At 70.9% G+C, this 21,002-nt stretch carries 18 protein-coding genes; 8 read left to right on the top strand and 10 right to left on the bottom strand.

The features are described 5' to 3' along the window. Positions 1–31: 31 nt before the first annotated feature. The 4 genes from rpoH to ftsY all read right to left on the bottom strand — a co-directional run bounded on the left by rpoH (position 32) and on the right by ftsY (position 3,852). The gene (gene rpoH / locus DFR31_RS12115) at positions 32–889 is read right to left on the bottom strand and encodes an RNA polymerase sigma factor RpoH (protein ID WP_121442993.1); all 858 of its coding nucleotides are present in this window, start codon (positions 887–889) and stop codon (positions 32–34) included. Between the two features lie 154 nt (positions 890–1,043). Continuing rightward, positions 1,044–1,991: a permease-like cell division protein FtsX gene (ftsX, locus tag DFR31_RS12120; RefSeq protein ID WP_121442949.1), complete on the bottom strand. Its 948-nt coding sequence runs from the start codon at positions 1,989–1,991 to the stop codon at positions 1,044–1,046. Next, positions 1,991–2,665, bottom strand: coding sequence for a cell division ATP-binding protein FtsE (ftsE, locus tag DFR31_RS12125; RefSeq protein ID WP_121442950.1), 675 nt, complete (start codon positions 2,663–2,665; stop codon positions 1,991–1,993). Before ftsE ends, ftsX begins: the two co-directional genes overlap by 1 nt. Beyond that, complete coding sequence (ftsY, locus tag DFR31_RS12130) at positions 2,662–3,852, bottom strand: signal recognition particle-docking protein FtsY (RefSeq protein ID WP_121442951.1); 1,191 nt, start codon at positions 3,850–3,852, stop codon at positions 2,662–2,664. The genes ftsE and ftsY overlap by 4 nt, the downstream gene beginning before the upstream one ends. A 189-nt stretch (positions 3,853–4,041) precedes the next feature. On the opposite strand from ftsY, the gene DFR31_RS12135 reads away from it, so the two are divergent. The 5 genes from DFR31_RS12135 to ggt are packed head-to-tail and all read left to right on the top strand — an operon-like array spanning position 4,042 to position 9,673. After that, positions 4,042–5,424, top strand: coding sequence for a M16 family metallopeptidase (locus DFR31_RS12135; protein WP_121442952.1), 1,383 nt, complete (start codon positions 4,042–4,044; stop codon positions 5,422–5,424). A 2-nt stretch (positions 5,425–5,426) separates the two neighbouring features. Then, positions 5,427–6,872: a M16 family metallopeptidase gene (locus tag DFR31_RS12140; RefSeq protein WP_121442953.1), complete on the top strand. Its 1,446-nt coding sequence runs from the start codon at positions 5,427–5,429 to the stop codon at positions 6,870–6,872. Continuing rightward, positions 6,869–7,429 carry a 16S rRNA (guanine(966)-N(2))-methyltransferase RsmD gene (gene rsmD / locus DFR31_RS12145; RefSeq protein ID WP_121442954.1) on the top strand — a complete coding sequence of 187 codons (561 nt, stop codon included), beginning with the start codon at positions 6,869–6,871 and terminating at the stop codon, positions 7,427–7,429. The genes DFR31_RS12140 and rsmD overlap by 4 nt, the downstream gene beginning before the upstream one ends. Before the next feature lie 35 nt (positions 7,430–7,464). Next, positions 7,465–7,989: a pantetheine-phosphate adenylyltransferase gene (gene coaD, locus DFR31_RS12150; RefSeq protein WP_121442955.1), complete on the top strand. Its 525-nt coding sequence runs from the start codon at positions 7,465–7,467 to the stop codon at positions 7,987–7,989. 4 nt (positions 7,990–7,993) lie between these two features. Beyond that, positions 7,994–9,673, top strand: a complete 1,680-nt coding sequence (ggt, locus tag DFR31_RS12155; protein WP_425452571.1) for a gamma-glutamyltransferase — start codon at positions 7,994–7,996, stop codon at positions 9,671–9,673. Positions 9,674–9,675: 2 nt separating this feature from the next. Here ggt and DFR31_RS12160 read toward each other — a convergent pair whose 3' ends face one another. Continuing rightward, positions 9,676–10,866: a GGDEF domain-containing protein gene (locus tag DFR31_RS12160; RefSeq protein ID WP_121442957.1), complete on the bottom strand. Its 1,191-nt coding sequence runs from the start codon at positions 10,864–10,866 to the stop codon at positions 9,676–9,678. A gap of 157 nt (positions 10,867–11,023) precedes the next feature. Here DFR31_RS12160 and DFR31_RS12165 point away from each other — a divergent pair, with 157 nt between their 5' ends. Together DFR31_RS12165 and DFR31_RS12170 are read left to right on the top strand one after the other, a co-directional pair. Further along, complete coding sequence (locus DFR31_RS12165) at positions 11,024–12,724, top strand: GGDEF domain-containing protein (RefSeq protein ID WP_121442958.1); 1,701 nt, start codon at positions 11,024–11,026, stop codon at positions 12,722–12,724. Positions 12,725–12,816: 92 nt separating this feature from the next. Next, the gene (locus tag DFR31_RS12170; protein WP_121442959.1) at positions 12,817–14,493 is read left to right on the top strand and encodes an AMP-binding protein; all 1,677 of its coding nucleotides are present in this window, start codon (positions 12,817–12,819) and stop codon (positions 14,491–14,493) included. Between the two features lie 8 nt (positions 14,494–14,501). Here the strand turns inward: DFR31_RS12170 and mutM are convergent, their stop codons facing one another. From mutM to DFR31_RS12195, 5 genes are read right to left on the bottom strand one after another with little or no spacing between them, the layout of a single operon-like run. After that, complete coding sequence (gene mutM, locus DFR31_RS12175) at positions 14,502–15,326, bottom strand: bifunctional DNA-formamidopyrimidine glycosylase/DNA-(apurinic or apyrimidinic site) lyase (protein ID WP_121442960.1); 825 nt, start codon at positions 15,324–15,326, stop codon at positions 14,502–14,504. Between the two features lie 36 nt (positions 15,327–15,362). Further along, positions 15,363–15,863: a hypothetical protein gene (locus DFR31_RS12180; protein ID WP_121442961.1), complete on the bottom strand. Its 501-nt coding sequence runs from the start codon at positions 15,861–15,863 to the stop codon at positions 15,363–15,365. After that, positions 15,863–17,173 (bottom strand): GldG family protein, encoded by a 1,311-nt coding sequence (locus DFR31_RS14070; protein ID WP_121442962.1) that lies wholly within the window; start codon positions 17,171–17,173, stop codon positions 15,863–15,865. The genes DFR31_RS12180 and DFR31_RS14070 overlap by 1 nt, the downstream gene beginning before the upstream one ends. 9 nt (positions 17,174–17,182) lie before the next feature. Further along, positions 17,183–17,935: an ABC transporter permease gene (locus DFR31_RS12190; protein WP_121442963.1), complete on the bottom strand. Its 753-nt coding sequence runs from the start codon at positions 17,933–17,935 to the stop codon at positions 17,183–17,185. Then, positions 17,932–18,903, bottom strand: a complete 972-nt coding sequence (locus tag DFR31_RS12195; protein ID WP_170153689.1) for an ABC transporter ATP-binding protein — start codon at positions 18,901–18,903, stop codon at positions 17,932–17,934. Before DFR31_RS12195 ends, DFR31_RS12190 begins: the two co-directional genes overlap by 4 nt. Before the next feature lie 35 nt (positions 18,904–18,938). Between DFR31_RS12195 and DFR31_RS12200 the strand changes: the two genes are divergently transcribed. After that, complete coding sequence (locus DFR31_RS12200) at positions 18,939–20,915, top strand: hydantoinase/oxoprolinase family protein (protein WP_245971185.1); 1,977 nt, start codon at positions 18,939–18,941, stop codon at positions 20,913–20,915. The last annotated feature ends 87 nt before the right edge of the window (positions 20,916–21,002 follow it).

Genomic DNA, 21,002 nt, shown 5'->3' on the forward strand with positions numbered 1-21,002 from the left:
CAAGCGCGGCGGCGCACACCGCACGCCGCCGTCACGCCAGGGCGGTTTTCAGGCGCCCCATGGCGCTCTTCTCGAGCTGGCGGATCCGCTCGGCGGAGACCTGGTAGCGTTCGGCCAGCTCCTGCAGCGTGGCCTTGCGCTCGGACAGCCAGCGCTGGGCCAGGATGTCCTGGCTGCGCTCGTCGAGGCCGGACAGGGCGGTGCGCAGGTTCTGGTCGCGGTGCTGCTCCCAGTCCGCTGCCTCCACGGTCTCGGCCGGGTCGTAACGCATGTCCTCCAGGTAGGCCACCGGGGCGTGGCCGCCCTCCTCGTCGTCGGCCGGGTTCGGGTCGAAGGAGGTGTCGGAGCCCGTCATGCGCGCTTCCATCTCGCGCACCGTCTCCGGTTTGACCCCCAGGTCCTTGGCCATGGCGTCCACTTCGTCGCTGGTGAGCCAGCCCAGGTGCTTGCGGCCGCTGCGCAGGTTGAAGAAGAGCTTGCGCTGGGCCTTGGTGGTGGCCACTTTGACAATGCGCCAGTTGCGCAACACGTACTCGTGGATCTCGGCCCGGATCCAGTGAACGGCGAAGGAGACCAGCCGCACGCCCTGGCCGGGGTCGAAGCGCTTGACCGCCTTCATGAGGCCCACGTTACCCTCCTGGATGATGTCACCCAGGGGCAGGCCGTAGCCGCGGTAGCTGCGGGCGATATGCACCACGAAGCGCAGGTGCGAGAGCACCAGGGCACGGGCGGCGTCCAGATCGCCCTGCAGACGGTAGCGCTCCGCCAGCTCGTGCTCCTCTTCGGCGCTGAGCACCGGGATCTGGTTAACCGCATGGATGTAGGCCTCCTCGCTCCCGACGGGAGTGGGGAGATTGCCGTGTTTCAGCGGTACCAGTGCGGTGGTCATGCTCTGCATCCTCTCCATCAACGATGGCACTGTTATTGCTAAGCCCTATTTTAGGGGATCGCTGACAGCGGGAAAAGTTCAGTGACGGCCTGCCAGGCTCAATGATTAAGCCAATCCGGCATGAAAGGCAAGCCTGCGGGCTATCCGTCGGCGGTTATCGCGGTTCGATGGCGGAGAGGTGGCGGCTGACCGCGAGCCAGGCCCCGAGCCAACCCAGCACCATGCCCGCACCCAGGATCTGCAGCGCCCCGCTGATGCCCGGGCCGCTGAGGTGGAAGCCGCTGCTGTAGAGCGACGCCAGGCCGGAGACGGTATCCCCCATCCACAGCCGTGACAGCTCCAGCAGCAGCCAGGCCAGCACGCCCCCCAGCAGGCCGTACCAGGCGCCCTCGTACAGGAAGGGGCGACGGACGAAGCCGTTGGTGGCGCCGATGAGCTTGGTGATGATGATCTCCTCCCGCCGGTTGCTGATCGCCAGGCGGATGGTGTTGCCCACCACCAGCAGCACCGCGGCCCCGAGCAGCAGCCCTACCACCCAGACGCCACGCTCCACCAGCTCGATGATGGCGTGCAGTCGTTGCAACCACTCCTGGTCCAGCTGCACCTGGTCGACGCCACTGCGCCCGGACAACTCATCCGCCAGCGCCGCGACCTCGCTGGCCGGCAGGTCGCGTCGGGGCGAGAGGACCAGGGTGGCCGGCAGGGGGTTGTCGTCCAACAGCGCCAGGGCGTCGTCCATGCCCGAGAACTCGCGGAAGGCCTCCAGGGCCTCATCCGGGGTGTAGGTCCGGATGTCGTTGAGGCGGGGGTCGCCGTCCAGTTCCCCGGCCAGGCTCTCCAGCCGTTGCTCGTCGGCGCTGAGCGACAGGAAGACGGAGATGCGGGTGCCGCCATCCCAGTCGGCGGTGAGTGTCTGCAGGTTTTGCAGCGTCAGCAGGAAGCCGGCGGGCAGCGCCAGGGCGATGCCCAACACGGCGGCGGTCATGCCGCTTTGCAGCGGCCGGGTCCAGAGCCGGCCCAGGGCGCTGACCAGCGCCTGGGCGTGCTGGGCGAGGTAGATGCGCAGGCGTTCACGCCAGGCGCGCGGTCCACGGCGGGGCATCAGGCGGCCGCTCCCTGCCAGTCATCGATCAGGCGGCCCTGCTCCAGGGTCAGCACCCGCTGGCGCAGCCGGCCGATCAGGTCGAGGTCGTGGCTGGCGATGATCACCGTGATCCCCACCCGGCGGAACTCCAGGAAGAGCTGCATGATCTCCGCGGACAGGGCCGGGTCCAGGTTGCCGGTGGGCTCGTCCGCCAGCAGCACCGGCGGCCGCGAGACCACCGCGCGGGCGATGCCCACCCGCTGCTGCTCACCGCCGGACAGGGTGATGGGGTAGGCGCGCTCCTTGTTGAGCAGGTTGACCTTGTCCAGCGCGGCCCGCACCCGCCGCCCCACCTCCCGGTGGGGGGTGCCGCGGATGATCAGCGGCAGGGCCACGTTCTCGTACACGGTGCGGTCGAACAGCAGCCGGTGGTCCTGGAAGATCATGCCCACGCGCCGGCGCAGCTGCGGGATCTGGCCCTTGCGCAGGCGGGAGAGGTCGATGCCACCGACCACGACGCGGCCCTGACTGGGGCGCTCCAGCAGTGGGATCAGGCGCAGCAGGGTGCTTTTACCCGCCCCGGAGTGGCCGGTGACGAAGACCATCTCGCCCTGGCCGATCTCCAGGTCCAGGTTGCGCAGCGCCTCGAAGCCCCCGCGATAGCGCTTGTTGACCCCCTCGAAGCGGATCATCCCTCGGCGCGGCCCTGGTCGTCGCGCTGCAGCAGCGCCTCGACGAAGTCCGCGGCGACGAAGGGGCGCAGGTCCTCGGCGGACTCGCCCACGCCAATGTAGCGGATGGGCAGCTTGAGCTGCTCGGCGATGGCGAAGATCACGCCGCCGCGGGCGGTGCCGTCCAGCTTGGTGATGACCAGCCCGTCCAGGCCGATGGCCTGGTGGAACTCCCGCGCCTGGGCGAGGGCGTTCTGGCCGTTCCCGGCATCCAGCACCAGCAGGGTCTCGTGGGGCGCGGTGTTGTCCTGCTTGCCCAGCACGCGCTTGATCTTGCGCAGTTCCTCCATGAGGTTGCCCTGGGTGTGCAGGCGCCCGGCGGTGTCGGCGATCAGCAGATCGGAACCGCGCGCCTTGGCCGCCTGCCAGCCATCGAAGACCACCGAGGCCGCGTCGGCGCCGGTGTGCTGGGCGATCACCGGGGTGTTGTTGCGCTCGCCCCAGGCCTGCAGCTGCTCTACCGCCGCGGCGCGGAAGGTGTCGCCGGCGGCCAGCATCACTCGCCGGCCCTCGTCGCCGTAACGCCGGGCCAGTTTGCCGATGGTGGTGGTCTTGCCGGCCCCGTTGATGCCCACCATCAGGATGACGAAGGGCTTGGGCTCGTCGGGCAGGACCAGCGGCGCCTCGCAGGGAGCGAGGATGGCCGTCATGTCCTCCTTCAGGGCCTGGAACAGGGCGTCGGTGTCCTTGAGTTCGGCGCGGCGCAGCCGCGCGGTGAGCCCGTCAATGATGCGCTGGGTGGCCTCAACGCCCACGTCGGCCATCAGCAGCTGGGTCTCCAGCTCCTCCAGCAGATCGTCATCGATGGTCTTGCTGCCCAGGAAGAGGCTGGCGATGCCCTCGGTCAGCCCGCTGCGCGTGCGCGAGAGCCCGGCGCGAAGGCGCGCGAACAGGCCCTGCTTCTTGCGCGGCTTGTCGGCTGTCGCTGACGCGGCGGGTGTCGGCGCCGGCGCCGGCTCCGGGGCGGCTGGCGCCTCGGCAGCGGGCGCTGGCGCGGGCTCATCGGCCGGGGGCGTGGCCTCCGGTTCGGGCTCGTCCGCCGCCTGGTCCGCGGATTCAGCCTGCGTGCGCGCGGCCTCCTCGGCCGCGCGCCGGGCCTCTTCCTCCGCCTTTTCGCGCTGCTTTTTCTTGCGTCCGAAACCCCACATGGTTTCGATGGTCCTCAATAGTTGGGAGCATGAAGGTCGGGTATTGCCGACGCAGCGCTCAGCCACCCTCGCAGAGAGTGGTGGTGGCCGGCCGCCGGCCCGGCTTGAATGTCCGGTATCCTATCATTCCACCCGTGAGGGTGTGAGACTGTCGCGCCGATCGGTGGACACCGTGGGAGGAACTGCCTGATGAATGCCCGATCCTGGATGGTTGCCGCCCTGGCCCTGTGCCTGGGGGGGCTGACCCTGCCGGTGGCCGCCGAGACGCCACCGGTGCACGAGTACCAACTGGACAACGGCATGACCGTGCTGGTGCGTGAGGACCACCGGGCGCCGGTGGCGGTGAGCATGGTCTGGTACGCCGTGGGCTCCAGCTACGAGCAGCGCCCGGTTACCGGAATATCCCACGTGGTGGAACACATGATGTTCAAGGGGACCGAGAGCCGCGAGACCGGCGAGTTTTCCCGCCTCATCGCCGAGCGGGGCGGCCGGCAGAACGCCTTCACCGGTCGCGACTACACCGGCTACCACCAGCAGCTGGCGGTGGAGCACCTGCCGCTGGCCTTCGAGCTGGAGGCGGACCGGATGCAGAACCTGGTCTTTGACGCGGACGAATACGAGCGCGAGATGGAGGTGGTGCGCGAGGAGCGCCGCCAGCGGGTGGAGGACAACCCCACCGCCAAGTTCATCGAGCGCTTCCGGGCCACCGCCTGGAGTGCCAGCCCCTACGGTCAGCCGGTGATCGGCTGGATGGAGGACCTGGACCGGTTGCGACTGGCCGAGGTGGAGGACTGGTACCAGCGCTGGCACGGCCCGGAAAGCGCCACCCTGGTAGTGGTCGGGGCCGTTGACCCGGACGAGGTGCATGAGCTGGCCCGCGAGCACTTCGGGGAGGTGCCGGCCCGCGACCGCCCGGAACCGGTGCCGGCCAGTGATATTCCGGACCCCGGTGAGCGATCGGTGACGGTCCGTATCCCGGCGGAACTGCCCTTCCTGGCGCTGGGCTGGCGGGTGCCCACACTGGGCAGCATCGACCTGGACGATGAAGAGGAGCGCGGCGATGTTTACGCCCTGGCGCTGCTCCGCGCCGTGCTCTCCGGCGGCCGGGCCGCCATCCTGCCCGAGCGGTTGGAGCGCGAGCAGGGGGTCGCCGTGGGCGCCGGCGCCAGCTACTCCTCCATGTCCCGACTGCAGGATCTCTTCATGCTCTCCGGTCGTCCGGCCCCCGACGTGGAACTGGATGAGCTCGAGGCCGCTCTGCGCGACGAGGTGCGTCGGCTGAAGGAGGAGCCCCTGGAGGAGGAGCGCCTGGAGCGGGCGCGCCGCCAGTACGTGGCCGACGAGCTCTTCAGCCAGGATTCCATGCGCGCCCAGGCCATGCGCCTGGGGGCCCTGCAGAGTACCGGCATCGGCTGGGAGGCCGGCGAGCGTTTCCTGGAGGGCGTGCAGGCCGTAACCGCCGAGGATATCCAGCGGGTGGCCCAGCGCTACTTGGTGGACGATCAGCTGACCGTGGGCCGCCTGATCCCCCGCGGGCAGGACCAGGCCGACAATAGCGGCGAGGAGGAGTGACCATGCGCGGGCCCCTGAACAAGCTGCTGACCCTGGCCGGCCTGATGCTGGCCCTCGCCCTGCCGGCCCAGGCCGATGAGACCAACGCTGACCGCGTCCAGACCCCCGAGATAGAGCACTGGGAGACCGAGGCGGGGGTGCCGGTCTACTTCGTGCGCAGCACCGCCCTGCCCATCGTCGACCTCGAGCTGGTGTTCGACGCCGGCAGCGCCCGCGAGTGTGATGCGGCGGGCGTGGCGCGCATGACGGCCAACCTGCTCGACCAGGGGGCCGGCGGGCTGGATGCCGGGCAGATCGCCCGCCGCCTGGAGGACCAGGGGGCGCGCCTGTCCCTGGGGGCCGGGCGCGAGCAGGCGAGCATCAGCCTGCGCAGCCTGGGTGACGAGGAGGCGCTGGACGCCGCGCTTGATGTGCTGGCCAGGGTGCTGGCCGAGCCGGACTTCCCCGACGACGCCCTGGAACGGGAGCGGCAGCGCCGCCTCATCGCCCTGCGCGGTGAGCGCCAGTCCGCCGCTGCCCTGGCCTGGCGCACCCTCTACGACACCCTCTACCCGGGTCACCCCTACAGTCGCGCCCCCTCCGGCACCGAAGAAGGGGTGCGTGCGGTCACCCGGGAGCACGTGCGCGATTTTCACGCCCAGCACTACACCACCGGCAATGCCCAGATCGCCCTGGTGGGTGACCTGACCCGGGAGCAGGCGGAGGCCGTGGCCGAGCGCCTCTCCAGCAGCCTGCAGCCGGGCGAGGCCCTGCCGCCATTGCCCGAGGTGCCGCGGGTGCCGTCGCGCACTGTCGAGGTGGAATTCCCCGGCACCCAGACGCGCATCCTGATGGGGCATCCCGCCATCGCCCGGGGCGAGGAGGACCTGCTGGCCCTGTCGGTGGCCGATCACATCCTCGGGGGGTCCGGGTTGGTCTCCCGCATCTTCCAGAGCATGCGCGAGGAGCGCGGCCTCTCCTACAGCAGCCACAGCAGCCTGGTGCCCATGCGCAAGGCGGGGCCGGTTGTGCTGGGCAGCCAGGTGCGCGCCGATCGCACCGGGGAGGCCCGTGAGGTGTTGGAGAACGAACTGCGGGACTACCTGGAGACCGGCCCGGACGAAGAGGAGATGGCGCGCGCTCTGCGCTACCTCTCCGGCAGCTTCCCGCTGCAGCTCGAGAGCAACAGTCAGCTGCTCTCCGCCCTGTCCGATACCGGCTTCTACGGGCTGCCGCTGGACCGGCTGGAAACCTACCTGGAGCGGCTGCAGGCACTGGACCGGGATACCGTGCACCGGGCGCTGCGGGAGCGGGTGGATGCCGACCGCATGGTCACCGTGGTGGTGGGGCCACCGGAGGACGAAGTGGACGAGGAGGCCCTGGAGGAGGAAGAGGGGCCGCCCGATCCGGACGCCCCCTACGAGCGCGACCACCACGGGCCGGGTGAGGCCGGTGGGGCACCACAATGAGTGGCCAGCTGCGGATCATCGGCGGGGCCTGGCGGGGTCGGCGGCTGAGCGTGCCCCGCGGCCCCGACCTGCGGCCCACCGGTGACCGCATCCGCGAGACCCTCTTCAACTGGTTGCAGGCGCGGGTGCCGGGCGCCCGCTGCCTGGACCTGTTCGCCGGCAGCGGGGTGCTGGGGCTGGAGGCCCTCTCCCGCGGCGCGGCGGAGGTGGTGTTCGTCGAGCGCCACCCCCGGGTAGCCGCTGCCCTCCGGGCCCGGCTGCGGGACCTGGGCGGGGAGGCGCGGGGCCGGGTGGAGCAGACGGATGCATTGCGTTACCTTGCCGGCCCGGTACAAAGTATGGACGTGGTCTTTCTGGACCCGCCCTTCCGCTCCAGCCTAGGGGGGGATGCGTTGCACGCCGTTGCAACGCACCATTGGCTGGCCCCGGACGGCCGGGTCTATCTGGAGAGTGACAGCCATCAGCCCGCGCCCGAACTGCCGTCGGGCTGGGTTGTGCACCGGGAAAAACGGGCCGGCGGGGTGCGCTACGCCCTGGTCGGCCCTGCAGAAGCCTGAACCGGGCAGCGTCGCCCGCAGCAAGAGGAGAGCCGATGGCCATCGTCGCCGTCTACCCGGGCACCTTTGACCCTTTGACCAACGGTCACGAGGACCTGGTGCAGCGCAGTTGCAAGCTGTTCGACCGGCTCATCGTGGCCGTGGCCGCCTACCCCAGCCCCAGCAAGCGCCCGGCCTTCAGCCTGGACGAGCGCATGCAGCTGGCCGCCGAGGTGCTCAAGGGTATCCCCAACGTGGAGGTGGAGGCCTTTGACACCCTCCTGGCCGATTTCGTGCGCGAGCGCGGCGCTACCGTGATCCTGCGCGGTCTGCGCGCCGTCTCCGATTTCGAGCACGAGTTCCAGCTGGCGAGCATGAACCGCCAACTCATCGAAGACGTGGAGACGGTCTTCCTGACCCCGGCCGAGCAGCATTCCTACATCTCCTCGTCGCTGGTGCGCGAGGTGGCGGCCCTGGGCGGGGATGTCACCCGGTTCGTGCCGCCGGTGGTGGCCTCCGCCCTGGCACGCCGCTACAGCACTCCGGAGCAGGGGGGCGGCAACGGTGCCGCGGGGCGCTAGTCCGGTGCCTGGCCGTCCCGGCCGGCGTCTGCTCCTGGTCCTGTCCCTGCTCAGTGGGCTGCTGCTGGGTGGCTGGGTGCAGGCTGCCGACCCGCGTCCGGCGGTGGCCTCGGCCCATCCGCGGGCCACGCAGGCGGCCATGGCCGTGATGGCCCAGGGGGGCAATGCCTTTGACGCAGCCGTCACCCTGACCGCTGCGCTGGCAGTGGTGGAGCCCTACGGGTCGGGTATCGGCGGCGGCGGGTTCTGGCTGCTGCAGCGGGGTGGTGATGACCGACCGGTCATGCTGGACGGCCGCGAAACGGCCCCCGCCGCGGCCTATCCGGAGATGTACCTGGATGATGCGGGCGAACTGGACCGGCAGCGCTCCATGCGGGGCGGCCTGGCCGCCGGCATTCCGGGCACACCGGCTGCCTTGGTTCACCTGGCGGAGGAGTACGGCGAGTTGCCCCTTGCCGAGAGCCTGGCACCGGCCATCCGCCTGGCCCGGCAGGGTTTTCAGGTGGATACCCAGTACCGGCGGATGGCGCTGTTCCGCCTGCGCGATCTGAACGCCGACCCGGAGGCGCGCGAGATCTTCCTGCGTGACCGCATACCGCCGCCCCTGGGCAGCGTGTTACGCCAGCCCGATCTGGCGGAGACCCTGGAGCACTTGGCCGAGGCGGGGTTCGACGGCTTTTACCGCGGCCCGGTGGCCGAGGCCCTGGTGGCCGGCGTGCGCGCCAGCGGCGGGTTATGGACCCCGGACGACCTGGCCGGCTACCGGGTGGTCGAGCGGGAGCCGGTGCAGGCCGAGGTGGATGGGTTGCGGATAACGGCCGCCACGCTGCCCTCGGCCGGGGGCGTGGGCCTGGTCGGGTTCCTGCAGATGCTGGCCGACGATGACCTGGCCGCGATGTCGGACGCGGACCGCGTGCACCTCACCGCCGAGGCCATGCGCCGGGTCTATCGGGACCGGGCGGCCTGGCTGGGTGACCCCGATTTCGTGGACATCCCCATGGAGCGGCTGCTCAGCCCGGAGCATGCCCGGGCCATGCGGGCCGATATCAGCCTGACGGAGGCGACCCCCAGCGCCGAACTGCCCCTGCCCGGTGGCGAGGGGGAGCAGACCACCCACTTCTCGGTGATCGACGCCAACGGCAACCGGGTGGCGGCCACCCTGTCCATCAACTACCCCTTTGGTGCCACCACCGTGCCCCCCGGGACCGGGGTGCTGCTCAACAACGAGATGGACGACTTCGCCACGGTGCTTGGCGAGGGCAACGTCTATGGCCTGCTCGGCACCGAACCCAACCGGATTGAGCCGGGCAAGCGGCCGCTCTCCAGCATGACACCGGTCTTCCTGGAGGACGACTGCCGGACGTTGATCTACGGCACGCCCGGTGGCAGCCGGATCATCACCATGGTGATGTTGGGGGCGCTGGACTTCACCGCCGGGGCTTCGCCCGCCGAGATGGTGGCCGCACCCCGTTACCACCACCAGTACCTGCCTGATGAGATCCAGCACGAGCCGGGCGCTTTCTCCCGCGAGACCCGGGCGGCGTTGCGCGAGCGCGGGCATGCCGTCAACAACGTCAACCGCCGTTACGGCGACATGCAGGCGGTGCTCTGGGACCGTTGCGAGGGCACCCTGGAGGCGGCCTCCGACCCGCGGGGGATCGGCAGCGCCCTGGTCGGCGACTGAGTTCAGGCCGCCTGGGTGGCCTCGGTGAAGACGCGGTTGCCGCCGGCCCGCTTGGCCGCGTACATGTTGCGATCGGCGCTCTCCACCAGGGACTGCGCGTCCGTCACCCCGGGGCTGTGGTTGTCGGCCACGCCGATGCTCGCGGTCAGCGGTTCGCCGTCCGGCCGCAGCCCCAGCCCGCGTTTCATCAGCCGTGCCAGGGCCCGGCGGGCGCCGTCCCGGTCGGCGCCGGGCAGGAGCAGGAGAAACTCCTCTCCACCCCAGCGGATCAGCGTATCGCTGTCGCGGACGTGCTCGCGGATGGCGTTGGCGGCCTGGTAGAGGACCACGTCCCCGACGTCGTGGCCGAAGTGGTCATTGATGGGCTTGAAACGGTCCAGGTCCATGAACACCACGGCGACCGGTGCGCCGGAGCGATGGGCGCCGTTGTAATGGATCCGGACCAGTTCCTCGCCGCTGTTGCGGTTGAGGCAGCCGGTGAGGCTGTCGTGGGACGAGCGCCGGACCAGTTCCGCCATGAAGTGCAGCTGGCTCATGCCGGCCAGCGCGGCCACCACGGTGATCAGGACCAACAGCCAGAGGGCGCCCAGCTGGCTGGTCCAGTCCATCAACTCGGCGCCCAGCAGACCTGTGCCGCCGTGGGCCGCGAGAATGGGGAAAGCGAATGCAGCGGCCTCCAGTGCGGTCAGCGGGAATACCGCCAGTCCGCAGAGCATGACAAAGGGAAGGTAGGCGTAACCGGCGGCCATCGCCCCGGAGAAACCCGCCATGGGCGTCTGCGCCAGCAACGCGTGGCTGTAGAGGAAGAACCCGGTGGGGATGAGAAACAGCAGGCCCAGGGCCACCCACGCCTTCCCAATACGGTGGGAGTCATCGTACATCAGCGCCAGGCTGAGAAAGGCGGTGCTGGTCAGCAGGCGGGCGATACCCAGTTGTAGCGCCACCTCCACCGGGAAGACCAGCAGGTCGATAATGCTCCACAGCGGGGTGAGGACGGCGAACAGGAAGGCCACCGTACGCACCCGGGAGATAATCAGCCGGGCCCGCTGTCGGCGGAGCAGCAGGCCATGAGCACCCGGGGCCAGTATGGCCACCGGCCCCGACCCGATGAGCTGGTCGACGATTTGCCGGCCTCGAGCCAGTGCCTTGCGGTGCAGCCGGGTCAGCGGGTGTGTGTCGCGCCGTGGGCTCATTAACAGGGGCACCTGTCCGGGGTGGGCGGGCTGGAGTGCCCATCCGGAAATCTATATCGTGGAAGCACCATAGTATACAGGTGGTTTTTTATTACTGCGACACGCGCAGGGTAATTCCCCGCCCGCCCTGTCGCCGCCACAGCCGAGGGAGATACCGGTGGAGAGCAACACGGATTGGCGCGAACATTACCTGGACAGCGTCGCCGAACTGGACCGGCGGGCCGCGGCCTGGGCCCGGCTGGAGGAGGGCCTGCGGCGGGCGCTGCGCGAGGTGGCGCTGTGTGGCATCGGCCGTGACCCGGACCTGGATGCGGCGCTGGACCGCCTGCGGCGAGCGGTGCGCGGCAGTCTCGGACAGGGTGCCCTCGAGGAGCAGGTGAGCCGGGTCAGCCAACGGGCCCGGGAACTGGAGCGCCGGGGTGCCTTGCATCCGCTGCGCCGGCACCTGCTCGACACGCTGCAGCGTTCGGAATGCCGGATCGGCGCTCGCAAGGCGCGGCAGATGCGCGCCCGCCTGGACGGGGTCACGGAAGTGGAGGCGCTGGCGCTGGCCGCTGAGATGATCGAAGCCTGCACCGCCGGGGCGGCGCAACAAGCCGCGCCGGGGGGCGGCGCGGTTCGGTCGGCCGGGTCCGGGGGCGTGCTGCGGCGCCTGTTCCGTGGCGGGCGCGCCCGTGATGAGCGCGTCGTCGCGGACGGTGACGGGGCCGTGGAGGCGGTCACGCCCGGCCTGCGGCGGCTCCGGCGCAGCCTGGCCGGGCTGTTGCGCGCCGTCCTCGGTCCCGAGGAGGAGGACGATGACGGCTTGGGCAAGCGCATCGATGGCATGGCGCGCGAGGTGCAGGATGAACTGCCGGAGCTGATTGACAGCCTGGCCACGATCGCCTCGGACGTGCGGGGCCGGCTCGAGGCCGAGCGCGATGGTCTGAAACGCTTCATGGCCTCGTTGGAGGGGCGCCTGGCCGAGATGGAGGGGCTTATGGCCAGCGCGGAACAGGCAGAGCGCGCCCATCAACGCTGCGAAGCGGATGAGAGCAGGCGCATGGCCGATGAACTGGCAGGCCTGGGTAAGGAACTGTCCCGGCACGATGACGTGAATAAACTGAAGTCAGCGGTCAACCGCCATGTGGACCAGCTGGGGCGTCAGCTGGAGGCCCGGCGGCGCAACGAGCAGCAGCGCGCCGCCGCGCTGGAGGCGCAGCTGCAGAGCATGCGCCAGCGCATGGAGAGCATGGAGAGCGAGACCCGGGAGTTGCGCGAGCGTCTGGCCCGCGCCAAGGCCTCGTCCCGGGAAGACCGGCTGACCGGCGTGCCCAACCGTCGGGCCTGGGAGGAACGGCTGGACTATGAATTTGCCCGATGGCAACGGCATGGCCGGCCCTTGTCGATGGTGTTCTTCGACGTTGACCACTTCAAGCTGGTCAACGACCGGCTGGGCCATGCGGCAGGTGACCAGGCGCTGGCCCAGATCGCCGACTGCATTCAGCAGCGACTGCGCCGTTCGGATTTCATGGCCCGCTACGGGGGCGAGGAGTTCGTCGCCCTGTTGCCGGAAACCGGGGCGGACGATGCGGTGACGGTCGCCGAAGACGTGCTCCAGGGGCTGCGGGAGAGCGGTTTCGACTTTGAAGGCGTGAATTATTCGGTGACCGCCTCGGCCGGCGTGGCAGCTTTCCAGCGCGGCGACGGCCCGGCTGCGGTGGTGAAGCGGGCGGACGACGCGCTCTACCAGGCCAAGCGTGCAGGGCGTGATCAGGTCCGCAAAGCGGAGGCCGGTCGCGGTGGCGACTCAGGCGCCCCTGAAGCCGGGCAGCCGGCGGCGCAGGGGGCGGATGCCGAGCACGATCAGGGCCGCTAGTGCCAGCCACTTGGCGCTGGCCGCCAACTGGTAGGCTTTCAAGGGAAGCATCAACAACGACGGGTTGAGCAAGGGCAGGAGTGACACAACCGGTGAGCAGCGCGGACGGCTTTTCCTGGGATGCGGTCAGGGCGAACTGGCTGGACGGCCTGCCGGGTGGGCGGCTGAATATCGCCCACGAGGCCTTGGACCGGCACGTGCAGGCCGGTGCGGGGGACCGCGAGGCCCTGGTCTGGTGGCGCCAGGACGGCCAGCGCGAGGCCCTGAGCTATGCCGCGTTGCTGGATGCCTCCGCCCGATTCGCCGGCGCGTTGCAGGCGCGCGGTGTGGGCCTGGGGGAGCGGGTGTGCACGCTCGCTCCGCGGCGCCCGGAACCCTTCATCGCCGGCCTGGGGGCGCTGCGCCAGGGTGCGGTCTTCGCCCCGTTGTTTCCGGTGTACGGCCCGCAACCGGTGCGCCAGCGGCTGACCGTGAGCGAGGCGAGGGTACTCGTCACCACCGAGCCGTTGTACCGCCAGGTCATCCGCCCTATCCGCAGCCAGCTACCCGCGCTCCAGGACATTATCCTGCTGGATGGCGAGGCCTCGGGGGCGGAGTCCTGGGCCCGCTGCCTGGCCCGGGCCGAGCCGGTGCCTCCGGTGCCCACGAGCCCCGAATTCCCCGCCCTGCTGCATTTCACCAGCGGCACCCTGGGGCCCCCCAAGTGCGTACTGCACGCCCACCGGGCCGCGGCCGCCCATGTGGCCAGCGGCCGCCAGGTGCTGGAACTGGCGCCGGGGGGGCGCCATTGGTGCACCGCGGACCTGGGCTGGGTGACCGGTGTCTCTTACGCCATGCTGGTCCCGCTGCTCTGCGGCGCCACCACCCTGATCGACGAGCCTGCCTTCGAGGCCCGACGCTGGTACCGGCTGCTGGCGCAGGAAGGGATCCAGACCTGGGTTACCTCGCCCACGGCCCTGCGCCTGCTCCGTCGGGCCGGGGCGGAGGCGGCGGAGGGCGCGGACCTGGGCCGCCTGCGGCGGATTTTCAGCACCGGCGAGCCGCTGGATGCCGCGCTGGCCAACTGGTCCCGCGGGGCCTTCGGTACCCCGGCGCGCAACGGCTGGTGGCAGTCGGAGACCGGCGCGATCATGATCGCCCAGTACGGCGACGATCCCGTGGCCGCGGGGCGGATGGGCCGGCCGGTCCCCGGCATCGAGATGGCCCTGATGCAGCAGGAGGCGGGCGGGCTGAAGCCGGTGGCCAAGGGGGAGGTGGGCGAGATCGCCCTGCGCGGTGGCTGGCCCTCCCAGTTCCTGGCCTACCTGGGGGAGACCGAGCGGTACCGCGAGGCGTTCGTCGACGGCTGGTACCGCTCCGGCGACATGGCCCGGCGCCTGCCGGATGGCGAGTTGCAGTTCCTCGGGCGCAGCGACGACGTGATCAAGACCCGGGGCTACATGGTGGGGCCCGCCGAGGTGGAGGCGGTGCTGAACCGCCATCCGGCGGTGGCCGAGAGCGCCGTGGCCGGGATGCCGCACCGGCTGGCGCACACCATCGTGGCGGCGTGGGTGGTCCCCAGCCGGTCGCCGGAGGACCCGGACCGGCTGCGCAAGGAGCTTCTGGCCTATGCCCGCCGCGCCCTGGGCCCGGCGGTCACCCCTCGGCGTATCACCCTGGTCCAGGAATTGCCCCGGACCGCCGGGGGCAAGGTGAGGCGCCGGGCATTGGTGGGTGCCGACCGGGACGACGGCGGCACGGCGGCACCGGACGAAGAGGGCGGGGGCTGAGGGGCCCGTCAACGCTGACAGCCCGGGCAGTACCAGGTGGAGCGCTGGGCGATCCGCTGCTGGCGGACCCGCCCCCCGCAGCGGGGGCAGGGTTCGCCGGTGCGGCCGTAGACGTTGAGGGTCTGGGCGAAGTAACCGGGCCGGCCGTCACTGGCGGTGAAATCCCGCAGGGTGGTGCCACCGGCGGCAATGGCCTCGCCCAGCACCTCGCGTACGGCCTCCGCCAGGCGCCGGTAACGGTCGCGCCCCACGCGGCCGGCGGCCCGTGCCGGATGGATGCCGGCCCGGAACAGCGACTCGCTGGCGTAGATGTTGCCCACCCCCACCACCACCCGGCTCTCCATGATGAAGGCCTTGATGCTGGCCCGACGACCACGGCTCTGCCGGTACAGGGTGTCGCCGCTGAACCCCGGTGCAAAGGGCTCCGGTCCCAGGCGTGCCAACAGCCAGTGGTGCTCCGGCGGTTCCGCGGTCCAGTGCAGGCTGCCGAAGCGGCGCGGGTCGGTGTAACGCAGGCAGGCCCCGTTGCCGAGCAGGATGTCCACGTGGTCGTGGGCTCCGGGGGGCTGTTGGGTGCCGCCACCGGGCAGGACGCGCAGGCTGCCTGACATGCCCAGGTGCAGGATCAGCGTGCCGACGGGCGTGGCGACGAGCAGGTACTTGGCGCGGCGCCCCACCGCGGTGATGGTCTGTCCCTGCAGACACGCGGCCAGGTCCCCGGGGACCGGCCAGCGCAGCCGCGGCTGGCGGACCACCACGCCGGTCACGGTCTCGCCCTCCAGCAGCGGGGCCAGGCCGCGGCGGGTGGTCTCTACCTCGGGGAGTTCAGGCACGGCCAGTCTGCCTCTGTCCTGGGCGAATCATGGTGGTCATCGGGCCGCGCCATCGCCGGTCAGCTGTTGCCAGGGGCCACGCAGCAGCGGGGCGTAGTTGTCCGGCAGCAGGAGGATCTCCCCCTCGTGCAGCACGTAACGCTGCTCCCCTACCGGATGGCGGTCGCCGAAATGCCAGCTCTTGCCGTTGATCTCCAGCACGGCCGCGGGCGAGTCCAGGCCGTAGCGCTCCGGGGTGACCTCGTGGGCCGGGATCCGCTGTTCCGGTAGCGGTTCGTCCAGGATGCGGAGGACCCCTCGCACGTGCATGTCACTGGCCAGCTGTTCCTCGGGGTGGGTGACCCACCACTCGCCGTTGCGCCGCTCCAGGCTCACCGGGGGCCGGTCGGGCCGTTGCATGCGGATACTCATGGCCTCCTCGGCGGTCAGTTCGCTGACCCGCTCCACCACCGGCTCCCGGGCCAGGTGCCAGGCGCCGGCGGCGAGGCCGGCGGCCAGCAGCAGGGCGAGGGCGGTGGTCAGCAGCCGGCGGCCCATCAGCGCCGCCCCCGCCACCAGGCCAGGCCGCCCAGCAGGGCCAGCAGCAGCGGCAGGCCGAGCAGAAAGCCGAAGCCCACCACCCCCACGGCCACCGGGCCCATGTCCAGCCGTTGGTCCGGGCTGGGGGCGGCGTAGTCGATCTCGGCATCGCCGGGGTCGGTGAGCCAGTCCACCAGCGCCAGTCCCAGCTTGCGGTTACCGGCGTTGCCGATGAACTGGTTGCTGAGGAAGTCGCCATCGCCGATCACGGCCACCCGCTGCCGCCGGTCATCGTCCAGAGGCCGCTCCAGGGTGGCGCCGAGGAGGAACGGCGTCGTGGCGTCTCGATCGGGCAATTCATGGTGGTCCGCACCCTGCAGCAGGGGGCGGATCTCCCAATCGGCCGGCGGCTCTACCTCCAGGGCCGCTGCCCAGGGCAGCAGTACCGGGCCCTGGATGTCGGCCATCACCGGGTGGTCCGGGTGGTCGTCCACCAGGCTGAGGCCGGGGTCATCGACCCCCAGGAGGGCTTCCGTGCGCGGGTCCTGGACCGGGTGGCCGGTGACGCTCACACCCAGCGTCTCCGCCAGCTCGGGCAGGCGGGCCATGTCCTCCGGTTCGAGCAGCCAGAGCAGGTTGCCCCCGCCCTCCAGGTAGCGTTGGATCAGCTGCTGCTCGCCGTCCAGCAGGTCCACCTGCGGGCCGCTCAGGACCAGCAAGGTGGTGTCGCCGGGGATCACCGGGTGACGGACCAGCGACAGCCCCTGCAGGTCGTACCCCTGGTCCTCCAACCCGGCGCCGAGTTGCCCCAGGTCGTGGTTGGCCTGCCCCTGCAGGTCCCGTTGCCCGTGGTCGTTCACCCAGGCCAGGCTTCGCGGACTGGCCTGCATCAGCCGGTCCAGTGCACGGCTGACGTAGGCCTCGGTGGGGGCGGGGACGTGCTCGCGTTGGTCACCCAGCTGGACGAGCAGCTCCCCCTCGTGGCTGATCCCGGCCTCGCGCAGCCGTTCCGGCTCCCGGTGTGGGTCCACCCGCTCCAACTCCAGGTCGGGGGCATGGGCGCGGTAGCGCAGGACCAGTCGCTCCACCTGGGTGGCCAGTTCGCCGTCGGGGGTGACAAAGGCGGTGATGCGGGGGGTGCCCTCCAGGCGCTCCAGCAACTGCACGGACTCGTCGCTCAGTGCGGTCTGCTGCTGGCCGGTCCAGTCCCAGCTCAGCACGAAACGCTGGCTGAGCCAGCCCAGTGCGGCCAGCGCCACCAGGACGCCGGCGGTGAAGAGTACGGCGTTGAATCGCAGCAGCCAGCGGGTGCGGGTGTTCATGCGCATACGGGAGCCTCAGGAGAGCCGCAGCGCGTCCACGCGCCGTATTGCAAAGATCAGGAAGCCCACCAGGAACAGGGCGAAATAGGCCAGGCCATCGCTGCCCACCCGTCCACCCACCAGTGGCTCGTAATGGGTGACCAGGCCCAGCCAGGTGAGCAGGGCATCGCCGCCTTCCAGCCCCGTGCCCTGGCCGACCAGCACCAGGAGCAGTCCGAGGCCGAAGGTGCTGACGGCGGCCAGGCCCGGCTGCGCGGTCAGGGTGGAGAGGAAGACCCCGGCTGCGAGCAGGGACGCGCCCAGCAGCCAGAGGCCAAACAGGGCGGCGGCCAGCAGCCCGGTGTCGATCCCGGTGAAGAGCGCCAGGGAGGCCGGCATCAGCGCCCACAGGGCGAGGATCAGGCTGAGCGGGAGCAGGCGGCCCAGGTATTTGGCGACGACGATGGTGGCGCTGCTCACCGGGGCGCTGAGCAGCAGGGGCAGGGTACCGGCACGCCGCTCCTCGGCCAGGGCGCCCATGGCCAACACCGAGACCACCAGCAGCAGCATGGCCAGCAGCACGAAGCTGCCGAAAAAGGGCATGACGACCAACTCGGTGACCCCGAGCTCACTGCCGGCCTGGGCCAGCAGGGCCTGGTAATGCTCGCGGTACTGGTCCACCAGGCCCAGGAACCACCAGCCGAGAACAAACTGGGAGATGGCGGCCGTGCCCCAGAACAGCGGGCTGCCCAACAGGCTGCGACACTCGCGGGTGATCAATGCGTTCATGGCGTGTCTCCGGTGCCCTCCGTGGCCTTCAGGAAGATCTGCTCCAGCGCATCGCCACCGGGCTGCCAGGCCAGCAGCCCCCAGTCCTGTGCTGCCACTTCGGCCAGCACCGTTTCCGGCGCTGTTCCGGGGCTGAGCCGGATCTGCCAGTGGTCGCCGGTCAGCGGCTTCGCCTGGGCGATGCCCGGTAGCCCGCCCAGCGCCGAAGCGTCCGGCCGGTCACGGAAGCGTGCGCTGATCCAGTCGGCGTCGGTGTGCGTGGGCCCCTGGTGGCAGATCCGGCCGCGGTTCAGGATCACCACCCGGTCGGCCAGGGCCTGGATCTCCGGCAGGATGTGGCTGGACAGGATGATCGCATGCTCGCCCCTGAGGCGGCGGATCAGCGTGCGTATGCCCTGCAGTTGCAACGGGTCCAGCCCGACAGTGGGCTCATCCAACACGATCAGCGCCGGCCGGTGCACGATCGCCTGGGCGATCCCCACCCGTTGCCGGTAGCCTTGGGAGAGCTGGTCCAGGCGCCGCCCGGCCACCGACTCCAGGCCGCACTCCGCCAGGGCGGTGTCCACCGCCGCGGCGGCCTGCGGGGTGTGACGCAGCCGGGCGCAGAAGCGCAGGTACGCCCGGACCCGCATCTCCGGGTAGAGGGGCGGACGCTCGGGCAGGTAGCCCAGCTGGCGCCGATAGCGCAGGCCCCGGTCCAGCAGGTCGCGACCGGCCAGCCGGACGCGGCCGTCGGAGGGGGGCATGACGCCCGCCAGCAGTTTCAGCGCGGTGCTTTTGCCGGCACCATTGGGGCCGAGCAGGCCCACCACCTCGCCCGGGTACACGGTCAGGCTGAAGTCTTCCAGGGCGGTGTGGCCGGCGTACCGGCAGCTGAGTTGCTCGGCCTGCAGGAGGGGCGCGGTCGCGGTATCCTCGTCCGCCGGGCCGGCGGTGCGACATTCCGGTGTCGGGGTGCTGTCGGGCACGAGTCGATCCTTTCTGCCTGCGGTCGCGGGCAAGCATGACCAAAGAGGGTGCACAGGTGCAACTACTGGGTGTCGATACCGGAGGGACATTCACAGACTTCGTTTGTTCCGACGGCGAGCGGCTGCGGATCCACAAGGTGTTGTCCACGCCGGCCCGGCCGGAGGCCGCCATCCTGCAGGGGGTGCGGGAGCTCGGCCTGGAGGCGGAACCCCTGCGGCTGGTGCACGGTTCCACCGTGGCCACCAACGCGGTGCTTGAGGGGCAGGGCGCGGAGGTGATGTACGTGACCGGCCGGGGGCTGGGTGACGTGCTGACCCTGGGGCGGCAGAACCGGGACACCCTCTACGCCCTGGAGCTGCCCCCCACAGCTCCCCCCGTGGTCCCGGAGTGGTGCTGGGAAACCGGCGGCCGCTTGGGCCCGGACGGCGCGGTGGTGGACCCGCTCAGCGAGGCGGACCTGCAGGCGTTTGATCAGGCCCTGGCCGAGCGCCGGCCGGAGGCGGTGGCGATCAACCTGCCCTTCTCCTTCATCGACGGCGGCCCCGAGGAGGCCCTGGCCGAGCGGGTACCGGAAGGGGTGTTCGTCTCCCGCTCCCACAAGGTGCTGGCCGAGTACGGCGAGTTTGAACGCGGTATCGCCACCTGGCTGAACGCCCGGGTAGGCCCGGTGATGTCCGGCTACCTGCGCCGGCTCACCGACGCGCTGCCCCGGGCGGCCATCTCGGTGATGCAGAGCTCGGGTGAGCGGGTGGCGGCGGACCAGGCCGGGCGGATGGCGGTCAACCTGTTGCTCTCCGGGCCGGCGGGCGGGCTGATGGCCGGCCGCTACCTGGGGGAGCTGGCCGGTGAGCCCCGGCTGCTCAGCTTCGACATGGGGGGGACCTCCACCGATGTGGCGGTGATCGATGGCGAGCCGGCGCTTACCTCCGAGGGCAGTATCGGTGGTTGGCCGGTGGCGGTTCCCATGGTGGACATGCACACCATCGGCGCTGGCGGTGGTTCGCTGGCCTCGGTGGACGCCGGCGGGTTGCTGCAGGTGGGGCCGCGTTCCGCCGGTGCCGATCCGGGGCCGGCCTGCTACGGCCGCGGCGGCATCGGCGCAACGGTGACCGATGCCCACCTGGTGTTGGGCCGTCTGCGCCCGGATGCCTTCCTGGGTGGTGAGATGAGCCTGGATGCCGGCGCCGCCCGCACGGCGCTCACCCGGTTGGGCGATGGACTGGGCCTGACGGCGGAGGCCGCTGCCGAAGGGGTGCTGCGCCTGGCCAACGAGCATATGGCCCGGGCCCTGCGGGTGATCTCGGTGGAGCGGGGCCTGGATCCGCGGGATTTCACCCTGCTCTCGTTCGGGGGTGCCGGCGGGCTGCATGTCTGCGCCCTGGCCGAGGCGCTGGGGATGGCCCGCGCCCTGGTGCCGGTGCACGCCGGGGTGCTGTCGGCCCTGGGCATGCTGGCCGCGCCGCGCGGGCGCCAGCTCTCTCGGACCCTGACCGGTCCGCTGGCGGCCCTGGGGGCCGAGCGGGTGGAGCAGGTGCTGGACGAGCTGGCCGATTCCGGGCACCGGGCGCTCGCCGCCGAGGGGGTGGCCGGGGCGGACCAGCATTGCCAGCCCTCGCTCGATCTCCGCTACCAGGGCCAGGCGTATACCCTGAACGTGCCCTGGCAGGGGGTCGAGGCCACCCGGGAGGCCTTCCATCGCTTGCATGAGCAGCGCTACGGCCATCGCCTCGACGAGACCGTGGAACTGGTCAATGTCCGGCAGTCGGTCACCGGGCCTCGTCCGGTGCCGCCGTTGCCGCGCCTGGCCGCCGGTGAGGCCGGGCCGGTGGGGCGGGCACAGGTCCACGGGGTGAGTGCCCCGGTGCCGGTGTATGACCGGGCCCGGCTGGGGGCCGGGCAGCGGCTTGCAGGACCGGCATTGATCACCGAGCAGGTCTCCACCACCTGGCTCGCGCCGGGCTGGTCAGCGCGGGTGGACGAGCACGGGAACCTGCTGCTGGTCGCGGGGTAAGAACCGCTGGTTATGTGCATGCAACCAGCCGTTGCTTGCCCGGCCCGACGGGTGTTTTAAGATGCATCCAGTTGTGAACTTACCAAA

The organism is Alkalispirillum mobile (assembly GCF_003664325.1).
Lineage (GTDB): Bacteria > Pseudomonadota > Gammaproteobacteria > Nitrococcales > Halorhodospiraceae > Alkalilimnicola > Alkalilimnicola mobilis.

Excerpts from the sequence above, each read along its gene's own strand:
- rpoH (WP_121442993.1), bottom strand. The coding sequence starts at position 889 with ATGACCACCGCACTGGTACCGCTGAAACACGGCAATCTCCCCACTCCC.
- ftsX (WP_121442949.1), bottom strand. The coding sequence starts at position 1,991 with ATGCCCCGCCGTGGACCGCGCGCCTGGCGTGAACGCCTGCGCATCTAC.
- ftsE (WP_121442950.1), bottom strand. The coding sequence starts at position 2,665 with ATGATCCGCTTCGAGGGGGTCAACAAGCGCTATCGCGGGGGCTTCGAG.
- ftsY (WP_121442951.1), bottom strand. The coding sequence starts at position 3,852 with ATGTGGGGTTTCGGACGCAAGAAAAAGCAGCGCGAAAAGGCGGAGGAA.
- DFR31_RS12135 (WP_121442952.1), top strand. The coding sequence starts at position 4,042 with ATGAATGCCCGATCCTGGATGGTTGCCGCCCTGGCCCTGTGCCTGGGG.
- DFR31_RS12140 (WP_121442953.1), top strand. The coding sequence starts at position 5,427 with ATGCGCGGGCCCCTGAACAAGCTGCTGACCCTGGCCGGCCTGATGCTG.
- rsmD (WP_121442954.1), top strand. The coding sequence starts at position 6,869 with ATGAGTGGCCAGCTGCGGATCATCGGCGGGGCCTGGCGGGGTCGGCGG.
- coaD (WP_121442955.1), top strand. The coding sequence starts at position 7,465 with ATGGCCATCGTCGCCGTCTACCCGGGCACCTTTGACCCTTTGACCAAC.
- DFR31_RS12160 (WP_121442957.1), bottom strand. The coding sequence starts at position 10,866 with ATGAGCCCACGGCGCGACACACACCCGCTGACCCGGCTGCACCGCAAG.
- DFR31_RS12180 (WP_121442961.1), bottom strand. The coding sequence starts at position 15,863 with ATGGGCCGCCGGCTGCTGACCACCGCCCTCGCCCTGCTGCTGGCCGCC.
- DFR31_RS14070 (WP_121442962.1), bottom strand. The coding sequence starts at position 17,173 with ATGCGCATGAACACCCGCACCCGCTGGCTGCTGCGATTCAACGCCGTA.
- DFR31_RS12190 (WP_121442963.1), bottom strand. The coding sequence starts at position 17,935 with ATGAACGCATTGATCACCCGCGAGTGTCGCAGCCTGTTGGGCAGCCCG.
- DFR31_RS12200 (WP_245971185.1), top strand. The coding sequence starts at position 18,939 with ATGACCAAAGAGGGTGCACAGGTGCAACTACTGGGTGTCGATACCGGA.